Below are 11047 nucleotides of genomic sequence, written 5' to 3'. Positions count from 1 at the left end.
CTAATATTTAGGTGATAGTAACAGCCTTTTTTCGAGATGTTGTTTGTATCCCTTTCTTATTTTATCGTTCAACTCTAATTGATTTTGTTGTTTCTTCGCTTTTTGATTATTTTTAAATTTAATAGCTATTAAACTTGATTACTATTAAAACTCACCCTATACATTGTTTGTCTTATCCTCTTTCTTAGGATTGAATCAACCTTTTAATTTTTTCCCTTAACATTCTTTTGATGTTTTCAATTTTTCGGGAGTGCTCTCTGCGCTACAAGCGTGACTGGTAACGATCCACACGAGAAATCAAGGGAAAATTAAAGGGTATGGGCAAGGGGCCCATACCCTAATGATGTCTACTTTTTTGGGTTGAACAAGTTTCTCCCCTTCATATCATTATTGTACTATTCTCTGAGCTTTTTCCGTATATCCGCCGCAACATTCTTTAACGCCTTTTTTGATCCCCGCTCTAAGTCCCGGTCCAATTTCCTTTCTTTATAACTGACAAATAAGGTATTCAGATCATAGCCTTCCGGATATAAGTCGACGGCTTTTATTTCTAGCTCCAGCCTATTGGCATGAACCTCCTTGAAAGTATCTTCAAAAAGCACGACGACATTATTGAACGAATCCTTCTTCTTATAAACGATCGCATATCCATCAAGTTCGCTTACCTTTACCTTGTCACCTACTTCAAATTCATACAAAGCTGTTTTTGAAACGGCTGCCGCTTTCACTTTTTTGATTTTACCTTCCTGAACGAGACCCAAGTCATAGTCTTTATTATCGATATAGAGCTTTGCCTTTTGCAAAACCTTTTCACGAACATTCATCTTTTTCGCGATCCACAGGGCATTACTTTCCCCGGATTGCCCGATCAACAGCTTATACTTTGGCTCAAGTGTTTCACTATTGAACTGCATAGCCGCATTCATGAAATCACTGTGTATTTCCGAATAACGCTTGATTTCACCATAATGGGTCGTCGCAACGGTTATGCAGCCCCTCTGATAAAATTCCTCAAGGATGGCAATCGCTAAAGCAGCACCTTCATTCGGTTCCGTTCCGCTCCCGATTTCATCGAACAGCAGCAATGAGTTATTGGTTATTGCCCCCATGATTTCCGATATGTTTTTCATATGCGATGAAAACGTGCTCAGCGCATTTTCAATACTTTGATTGTCACCGATATCGACGAATACCTGATCGAAGACGGCAAGCTCCGTCCCCTCTTTTCCGGCAACATGAAGCCCTGACATGACGGCCAACGTAAGGATGCCGATCGTTTTCAGGACGACTGTTTTACCTCCGGCATTTGGACCAGTAATGATCAAGCTGCGATAATCCTTACCGATCTCAAAATCCAAAGGTACACTGTCTTGTGGCAAAAGAGGATGTTTACAGCCTTTTAACTGAATATAACCATGATCATTGATTTTCGGTTCGATGGCATCCATGCTTTTACTGAACTTGGCTTTTGCGAAGATCATGTCATATTGACTGATTAGCTCGATATTGATCTTGATCGGTTTCAGCTGCTCGAAAACCGTGCCAGATAATGTGGCCAAAAGTTGATACTCTTCCATCGATTCTTCCGCTTTTAAACTAGCCAATTCTACATTCAACTTTGTCACCGTGGCAGGTTCCATGAACACGGTAGCCCCTTTTGCCGAAACTTCCACGATCGTTCCGGCCACTTGATTTTTATAAGAGGCTTTGATCGGGATTGTATAGCGATCATCTTTTTTACTGATGAAAAACTCCTGAATGAACTCTTTATTGGCCCCGCTCTTCAAGAACTTATTCAGCCGTTCCTCTATTTTACTTTCCGTCTTGATGATTTGGTTCCGAATCCGTTTCAGATCCTTGCTGGCTTCGGAAACGACGATATTTCCCTTTATGGTAAATTGGATCTCTTCCTCGATGCTCCTGAATTCTGTCATGGAGCGGGCGTAGGAATGCAGGGTAGGAGCAAAGAACTCTTTATCGGTCATGAATTTCTTGATATTCCTGCAGCCTCTTAAGAAGTCTGCTATCGCCACCAACTCAGCGGGCTCCAAAATCATTCCCTTTTCCAGTTTGTCGATATGGTAGCCCACATGGGAAATGCCCTTTAAGGGAATATGGCTTTCCGCATTCAGCAAATTCCTTGCCTCTGTCGTCTCGTTTAACCGATTTTTAACAACGTTCAAAATGCTGCTTGGCTTTAACTGATCCAATAATGCTTTTCCTAAACCACTTACACAATGGTTTTTCACCATTTCTTTCAGTTGTATATATTGTAGTTTTTCATATGTCATCAAATTCATATCATGATCCTCCTTGATTGAGTGTGCGATTTTCCTTAAATCCAAAAAATGCCCGCAAAAGTCCCCCTACCTTTACAAATGAACAAGCCATTTGAGTAGAAAGCTCCTGCGGGCACGGCCTTATAAGGACCTAAAATCGATAACAAATTCGGCAGATCTAAATAGACCTGCTTTCAACAAAAAAGCATGGTAGGACAAATCCCACCATGCTTTTCGTCGTAACACCTACATGTTACACGATTTATGGAAAAGGAAGCAGTCTTAAGGTAGGTATTCACAATGCAGAATTGCACTGTAAAAAAAAGGCATACTTAATGCACTGACCAAGCAGTGATTAAATACCTTATTCAACTAAATTAGTTGATACCTACTCCCGACATAAAACACCACACCTTTTCTTAGATTGGAATTAATATACCATATAAGTAATAAATAGTCAATGTTTTTTTCGTATTTTATAAAAGCATGTAAATCGGATATCATTTATTAAGAATTTAAAAAAGAGGAGATGCAATGGATATTTTCCAAGAACAAAAACCGCCACGGAGCATTTCCAGAGCTAACTAAACGTTATTGCAATAATGCTTCAGTCACACCCCTTTTCAGTGTCTGAATATTTACTTTAAAATTGGGGTATGTTATCCTTATATTAACATAAACTGAAAACAGCCCCATGCGCTAACATGAGGCTGACAACTAGCAAGAGTGGTTGGTCACAACTAACTTAATTAATCGTCAGAAGAAGAACCATTGCCATCTTGGGAGGATGAGTGGTTCTTTTTCCGTTTCTTGGCGAACACAGACAGGATAAGACTGGTTGCTACAGCAACAAATATCTCTTTCCCCATATCTGTAATTAAGTTCAATAAGAAATGAATCATGCGGTCACCTCCTTCCCCATCTATAATTAGATGGAAAAGCAAAACTGTGACCACCACTCTATCCTCAGTTGTCCCTCTATTTTATCATATCTTTCCCTTAATGGTAATTTTATGAAAAAAATACTGATAAAAAACGTGTATTCTTCCCCTTCTACTCTGGTGTAGATTAATTCCCTTTGTTTACAAGTGCCGCTAACAGCTGAACAACATCACCAAAGTAGGAAACCCTTTGATAAGCAATGACGAAAAGGCTTGCTGCAATAACGACTAATGAGACCGTTTTAATTAGCTCAAATTTCTATTGATTTTGTTCAGTCATAAGGAACATCTTGTGGTTATCCACTGGTCAATGTATAGACGTTTTAAAAGTACCTACATATCACTCTACTTTTTTCAATATCAAAGGTCGGGAAACTTATTCAAAAGTGGATTTATCGATTCCAATCATCTTTTTCCTGGTGATAGACCTTGTATGGGGATTAGGACGAGAAGGGGCAGTATAATCTTATTCAGCGTTATTTCAAACGGCATATATTTTTCATCCTGCTATCATTTTTCATTTTTTTATTAGCATTGGCAAAGGGGATTATCCATTGGATAATCCCCTTTGCGGTTTAAGCTTCATCATTCATTATGAGAGGGACTATTTTCCCTTCATTCACGTTGATCAATCCATGGTCGGTAATTTTCAGAGCCGGGCTGACAGGAAGCGATAAGGTGCTTAATGACATGATGACATTATAATGTTCGTAGCCTAACGATTTAAGTGCTTCTGTCAGATGCTGAACCTGTTCCGAAACGATGTCCATCGGCTCTTCGGAAAGAATGCCTCCAACAGGAAGTGGAATCATGGATAGGACCTCGCCATCTTCAACGCAACAGACTCCGCCTTGTTTCCTTATTACTTCGTTAGCGGCGATCAGCATATCCTGCTTATTATGGCCGATCACCAAAAGATTATGGTTATCATGCGAATACGTGGTGGCGACCGCTCCCCGCTTCAAAACATCCCCGGCGATCAACCCGTGCGCCCTGTTACCGTTTTTCCCGTACCGTTCGAATGTGGCGATTAAACCGTATGGGGTTTCCTCCCAGCATAATTCACCATTCTTCCCATTTAAGCTATCATGGGTTTCAGTCGTGAAAGTGGAACCATTCTGCACGTTGATGATTCGGCACTTGATGTGTTCATGATTATTTGAGATTGGGATGTTAAAATCGTTTTCAGTAAGTTCCGCAAGCTTCACACTTTGATAGAAATGCTCAGGAAATTGTCTTTCCTTCACTTCTTGCACATATGGACGTGAAGATTCATAAACGAGCTCACCTTTTTTGTATACTTGTTCAATATCAAATGTTTCCAAGTTGGATACAAGCAGGAAATCTGCTGCTTTTCCAGGTGCAATGGCGCCACGGTCATACATCCTCATCCGCTGTGCAGGTGTATAGGTGCATGCATAAATGGCTTTTTCCGGGGACATGCCCATTAGAATCGCTTTCTTCAAAAGGACATTCAGATGTCCTCTTGTTTGGAAAGAGTCGGTCATGACGTCATCGGTGACAAAGCAGAAATGCTCATCCACCTGCTTTTCCTTCAAGTAATTCATCACTTCTTCAGTCATTGATTTTTCTTGAATCTCAATGAACATTCCGGCAGCGATCCTCGCATCCATCCCTTCCACGGTCTGGTGTGTATGATCTGAATTCACTCCGGCATAAACAATCTTCTGCAAGTCCAAGTCGAGCAGCTTTGGAACGTGCCCCTCTATGATCAGATCTGGATAACGGGAACGGATATGTGACAAGATCTTATTTGTTTTGCAATCAGGGTCGGTTATGACCTCATAGTAATTCATGATCTCGCCGAGACATTTAATGTCCTCCGTTTGCATCAATTCATCTATATCATCTATTTCTATAGCACCGCCTGTTGTTTCCATCGATGTCGCAGGAACGGAACTCGGGATGGCATAAAACATATCCGCTACGCAATCTTTACTCGCTTTGATCATTTCCTTCACACCAGAAATCCCGAAAACATTAGCCATTTCATGCGGTTCCGGCACGATTGTGGTCACGCCATTCTTGATTAACCCGTAGGAAAACGTCGCAGGCGTCACCATCGTACTTTCAATGTGCAGATGGATATCGATCAGACCCGGGACCATATACTTACCTTGTCCATCGATGATTCTATCCGGCTCGAAGGCATCTAATTCCCGTTCTCCAATATAATAAAACTTTCCATCCTTGATGGCTGCATTTCCTTTAATAAATCTTTTAAAATAGCTGTTAAAAACATTGATATCTCTTACTAGCATATCCATTCGCATAACTTACCCTCCTAAGCTAGTCAACAAGCACCATCTGATTTCTCGGAATTTCAAGGATGATTTCCTGACCCGTCCGATAAGATTCCGTCATTTCCTTGTTCACAGTGAAATCACCTATTGGGGTTTCAACGACATATTGATAGCTTCTACCAAGGTACGTACTTACCTTAACCCTGCCAGATAAACTATTTTCCAGGACCGCTCCCATGTCCTCTTTTTCCCTGATTAGCAGATCGTCCGGCCTGATAGCACCTATTTTTCCACTCGCATTGGTCATCTGTGCATCCTTGTGCAGCACAAAAGAGTATCCTGATTTGTTCAGTTCAATTTTGTCTTCATGATCCGTCCGCTTATCAAATTCAATGAAGTTCTTAAAACCGATGAAGTCTGCGACAAATTTGGTTTGAGGATACTTGTAAATGGTGGCAGGATCACTAAGCTGCTCGATGATGCCTTTATTCATGATCGCTACCTGGTCTGATATGGAAAAACACTCTTCCTGATCATGGGAAACATATACCGTTGTAATCCCCAGTTCTTGTTGGATACGGCGAATTTCGACTCTCATATTCACTCTTAAATTCGCATCTAGATTACTCAAAGGCTCGTCAAATAATAAGATATCGGGTTCAATCACCAGCGCCCTGGCAATCGCAACCCGCTGCTTTTGCCCTCCGGAAAGCTCTTGGGGATATCTCTTTTCAAATCCTTTTAAATTAACGATTTCAAGTACATTCATTACCTTTTTTTCAATTTCACTTTTAGAATTCTTTCTAAGACGAAGACCGAATGCAATATTATCGAATATCGACAAATGCGGGAATAATGCATAGTTTTGGAACACAAAGCCAAAATTCCGCTTGTTAACGGGCACTTTCGTATAGTCCTTTTCCTTGAATAGAAACTTCCCTTCGTTCGCCTGTAAAAATCCGGCTATTAAACGCAGGGTCGTTGTTTTCCCACAGCCGCTGGGGCCAAGAAGGGATACCAGTTTCCCTTTTTCAATCTCAAGATTGAAATCTTTTAATATATTCTGTTTGTTATATGCTACAGAGATATCTTGTAAAGTGAATAAAGCCATCCATCATTACCTCCTTTATCGTTTTGTGAAATAAGTCAATCCCATGAGCCGTTCGACTATAAACATGAAGAATGCCGTTATGAACATGAGTAATACGGAAATGGCTGAAATCGTAGGATCGAAGTAGTTCTCTACATACGTCAGCATCTGTATCGGAAACGTACTCACCCCAGGACCTGTCATATAAACGGAAATGTCTACATTATTGAAGGATTCCAAAAAGGCGATCATGACTGCCGCTAGAATTCCTGATTTTATATTCGGGAGGACGACTGTAAAGAATGTGCCCAATTTACTTGCTCCAAGACTCTCCGCCGCCTCTTCAATGGAAAAGTCGAAATTTGTTAAGCTTGAAGAAATCACACGGATGATGAACGGAAGCATGATAACAGTATGTCCCACAAACAGAGCCGCATAAATCGGAAGCTGGTAAGTCCCCACAATATAACGTAAAAACGCAAAACCTAGTACGATACCCGGAATTAATATTGGAGAAACGAAAAATGCATTAATCACACTTTTCCCTTTGAAATCAAATCGGCTTAATGCATAGGCAGCCGGCACTCCCAGTAACAGTGCCAAAAGGTTGCCTCCCAATGAAACAAGGATGGACGTTTTAAAAGCGACCAAAAACATTTCCACATTAAAAATATTCTCGTACCATCTTAAAGAAAGCTCTTCTGGCGGGAACTTCAAAATATTTCCGCCTTCAAATGACGTAACGGATATGATAAGCAAAGGCCCTAGTAAAAAGAGAAACACCAGGAGAGTAAACAGGGCCAATCCTCGATTTTTTTCCTGCATACACCTCTACCCCTTTGGATTTAATTTTTTTGCCAAACCATTCATGATCGATATGATAAGAACTGTTACCGCAATCATGATGGTTGCGACAATCGATGCCACTTGCCATTCGTTCAATGTAATCGCATTTTGATATAGAAAGGTCGAAATGACCCGCTGTTTCCCACCTAGTAAAGCTGGCGTTGTATAAGCCGTGAAGCTCCCTACAAAAACAAGAATGCTGCCTATGACCAAACCTGGAACCGAAAGCGGAATGATCACTTTTGAAAACACTGCCAATCTTGATGCTCCAAGGCTCTCCGCCGCTTTTAATAAATCGGTCTCGATGTTTTCCATTACTCCCACCAACGTCACAATGATCAATGGCAAGAATAAATGGACCAATCCGATGATGATCGCAGTTGGCGTGTACAGAATATCAAGCGGTTGTTCAATAAGGCCCATGCCCATAAGCATTTTATTCACCACACCGTTTTTACCGATAATGACCATCCAGCTGAATGAGCGAACCACAGGGCTTGTTAATAGCGGGAAGATCGTCAGTAAAAGCATGATGGCTTTTTTTCTTTGTTTCAGTTTCGAAATATAATAAGCTGCTGGAAATCCTAATAGAATACAAATGATTGTCGTGAACAGACTCACCCTAAGAGTCGTTAGCAGAATTTCAATAAAGTATCGATCCTTGAAAAAATCGAGATATCCTTGTATGGAAAATCCGTTTTCAGTAAAAAATGTTGTTCCGATCGTTAATAGGATGGGAATGATCATGAAAATCGTCAAAAAAAGTAACCCTGGCAACAGCAACAGGTAAAGATAGCGTTTTTTCACCTCGGAACCCCCTGTTCGTATTATTTATGAATTGATTATGCGAATAAACAGGTCGAAAAACGCGTCCGCATTGACGTCTAGACAAACATGAACATTTGCTGGCTTCATCAGCCGATTTTGAAAGTCACAAACCATCTGTCCATCACAAAGCTCACTTTTTGTTTCAACATCCACATAATATTCTTCTCTAGTGACAAGATCTTCTTGCAGAGCGATAGCTACAGCTAATGGATCATGCATGGCACAAGCCCATATACCGTTACGTTCAAAATACCTTTTCCGATAATCGGATGTACTTTCTCTTATATAGTCAGAAAGTACATCGTTTTGAACCGATTCGATATGCTTTTCTCCCAATAGAACCTTTCTCGTGACATCAAGACCCACTTGCGTGATCGATTTGAACCCAGCCTGTAATACGATTTTGGCTGCTTCAGGATCAACATATGTGTTATATTCCGAGGTTGGCGTGACATTGCCAACCCCTTTTATAACTCCGCCCATAAAAATGACTTCTTTTACAAGTTTGGTGATTTGCGGACATTTTTTCACCGCTAGTGCCAGATTCGTAAGAGGTCCCGTCATGACAAGCGTTACTTCATCAGGAAAATTCAAAATGGAATTGATAATGAAATCAGCAGCAAAACCATCATCCGGCTTCTTTATGGATGGCACACCCTTCAAGGCTCCGCCAATCCCGTCTTCCCCATGGATCCGGTGTTCAAAAAAGGGGCTCCTTATTATTGGGCTATCTGCCCCCTTTATGACGGAAATGTCCTGTTCACCCAACAAATCCAATATTTTGCATGTATTCAGTGTGGCTGTATCGAGTGATACATTCCCGTTTACTGTTGTAATCGCCAACATGTCGAATTGACGGCTTTTAACAGCAAGAATGATCCCAATCGCATCATCTATTCCAGTATCCACATCAAGAATCATTTTTTTCTTCATCAATCACACCTCTTTACTTTCTTAGTGTGTAAGTTCACGATTCCAACGATCGATCCATTGTTTAGATTCTTCATTTACAAACTTCATGTCCAATACACGAAGGCTGTTAATGACGTCATCTCCATAGGTTAAGCCTTTCGCTTCCGTTTTTGAGAGCTTGACTTCCGTATTGACAGGAGAATCCACTTTCGCTTTCGCTGATTTTTCCTGAACTTCCTTGCTTAAGATGTAATTCATGAACTCCCCAGCCAATTCTTTTTGATCACTGGCTTTAACAATATTCACCGTATTCATGACTGCGTAGCCGCCTTCTTTTGGGGAAATGAACTTAGCATTAGGAACTGCTTCCTGTAAATCGCCAAAATACATTTCCATGATCGGGCCTGCTGCAATCTCCCCTTGTGAGAACATGTTTACGAACTCTGACGTTTGTCCATATTCTTTTACCGTATTCGGCATGATCTGTTTCATTTGAGCAAATGCTTTATCTTCATTGAACTCTTCACTTCCGCTTACTTTCGAAGCGGCATCCAAAAACATCGGTCCAGTTGTTGAAGTGATGGATGGGATCGTGATTTTACCCTTCAAATCCTTGCTCCAAAGATCTTTCCAAGAGGTAATCGGTTTACTCACTTCATCGGGATTATAGGCAATGCCAAATTGTGCAATGGTATAAGCTGGTCCAAAGTCAGCGCCGTTTGGTGCTTTTGCTTTGTCGTATATTTTATCAATATTCGGAATTTTACTATGGTCAACTTTCTCAAATAACCCTTCATCGATGCCCTGCTGTGCATAGTAGTCGGATAAATAGATAACATCCACATTGTTATTCGCTTGGCGTACCTTGTTCAAACGATCAGCATTATTTCCTGAATCAACGACAATCTCGACATTATGCTCTTTTTCAAATGGTTCGTAGACTTCCGGCCGGAAGAAATCATCGGCAAATCCCCACGTGGAAACGACTAATTTTGTTGGTTTTTCCTTTCCTTCCTCCTTTGAAGAGCATGCAGCTAAAACTAATGTGAAAAGCGATAACATCATTAATATTTTTTTCATCATCCAAACCTCCAATTTTATATTGTTTAAACTTTCCTTTTTACTGATATAAATGTAAAAAAAAGACAATCTTAAATAGAATTTAAATTCTACCCAAGATTGTCTTTTCTTTGTAAACAAAGATAAAACTTATCATTTGGCTCTCTTGTGGCGTTCCCTCCAGATAAATCCGAAGTGAAATCCATTTATATGATTATATAATTTTTTCCTTCAATACAATATTGGTGAATGCCAGCTGCGTCGCTGAGTCATAATCCCTCAGGACGGCTTCGATATCCCAATTCGTTTGCGTTTCCAGCTTTTGTTTCAGTTTCTTTTTATAAAGCAGGGACATATGAAAGTCAACCTCCTGCTTCAGGCTGGGAACTTCCCCTTCTAAAGCTTCAGAGCGCGGGGCACGCCGATGTTTGGCCTGAAATGTAATCACATTCTGTTCAACGGTAACCTTCAGCAGCGTCGTACCAAAGCCGAACAATTCCTTCGATACCTCATTATACATATGAGAAAGCAATTTCTTCGTTTCGTTAGAGTTTATCGGTAAGATGACTATCACCTGCCAAACTATCATTTGAGGTAATTATATATACTTTTTCTTAATTGCACAAGATAATATTCGGATTTCGCACAAAAAAAATGTTTTTTTTTATTAAAAAGTACATTTACTCACCAATTCACGAATTATAAAGATAAGTATATGAGGGTTTTATTATACTTATATAACTTTATATCCAAATCAGCACCCCCTATTATTCAATAGGAATTTTACTCTGAAGAAATCAATAAATAACTTATCAGCTTTAAGGATTT

At 40.3% G+C, this 11047-nt stretch carries 9 protein-coding genes; all 9 read right to left on the bottom strand.

Annotated features, from left to right (window positions below; all coding sequences use genetic code 11):
* Positions 1-395 precede the first annotated feature (395 nt).
* The 9 genes from ACFWE9_RS08490 to ACFWE9_RS08450 all read right to left on the bottom strand — a co-directional run bounded on the left by ACFWE9_RS08490 (position 396) and on the right by ACFWE9_RS08450 (position 10739).
* Complete coding sequence (locus tag ACFWE9_RS08490) at positions 396-2300, bottom strand: endonuclease MutS2 (protein ID WP_230160708.1); 1905 nt, start codon at positions 2298-2300, stop codon at positions 396-398.
* A gap of 728 nt (positions 2301-3028) precedes the next feature.
* Positions 3029-3181: a hypothetical protein gene (locus tag ACFWE9_RS08485; protein WP_155726505.1), complete on the bottom strand. Its 153-nt coding sequence runs from the start codon at positions 3179-3181 to the stop codon at positions 3029-3031.
* A 614-nt stretch (positions 3182-3795) separates the two neighbouring features.
* The gene (locus ACFWE9_RS08480; RefSeq protein WP_230160710.1) at positions 3796-5514 is read right to left on the bottom strand and encodes an adenine deaminase C-terminal domain-containing protein; all 1719 of its coding nucleotides are present in this window, start codon (positions 5512-5514) and stop codon (positions 3796-3798) included.
* Positions 5515-5530: 16 nt separating this feature from the next.
* Positions 5531-6595, bottom strand: coding sequence for an ABC transporter ATP-binding protein (locus tag ACFWE9_RS08475; protein WP_230160712.1), 1065 nt, complete (start codon positions 6593-6595; stop codon positions 5531-5533).
* A gap of 15 nt (positions 6596-6610) precedes the next feature.
* Complete coding sequence (locus ACFWE9_RS08470; protein ID WP_230160713.1) at positions 6611-7399, bottom strand: ABC transporter permease; 789 nt, start codon at positions 7397-7399, stop codon at positions 6611-6613.
* Positions 7400-7405: 6 nt separating this feature from the next.
* A complete protein-coding gene (locus ACFWE9_RS08465; RefSeq protein WP_230160714.1) occupies positions 7406-8227 on the bottom strand; it encodes an ABC transporter permease in 822 nt (273 codons plus the stop codon).
* 24 nt (positions 8228-8251) lie between these two features.
* On the bottom strand, positions 8252-9181 hold the full coding sequence (locus tag ACFWE9_RS08460) for a nucleoside hydrolase (RefSeq protein ID WP_377356429.1): 930 nt from the start codon (positions 9179-9181) through the stop codon (positions 8252-8254).
* Between the two features lie 21 nt (positions 9182-9202).
* Positions 9203-10240, bottom strand: a complete 1038-nt coding sequence (locus ACFWE9_RS08455) for an ABC transporter substrate-binding protein (protein WP_377356427.1) — start codon at positions 10238-10240, stop codon at positions 9203-9205.
* Between the two features lie 193 nt (positions 10241-10433).
* Positions 10434-10739, bottom strand: coding sequence for a DUF2294 domain-containing protein (locus ACFWE9_RS08450; RefSeq protein ID WP_081113038.1), 306 nt, complete (start codon positions 10737-10739; stop codon positions 10434-10436).
* Positions 10740-11047: the final 308 nt, after the last annotated feature.

The organism is Peribacillus sp. NPDC060253, from assembly GCF_042727425.1.
GTDB lineage: Bacteria > Bacillota > Bacilli > Bacillales > DSM-1321 > Peribacillus.
The sequence above is the reverse complement of the archived record's forward strand: the minus strand, read 5'-3'. Positions and strand labels throughout refer to the sequence as shown.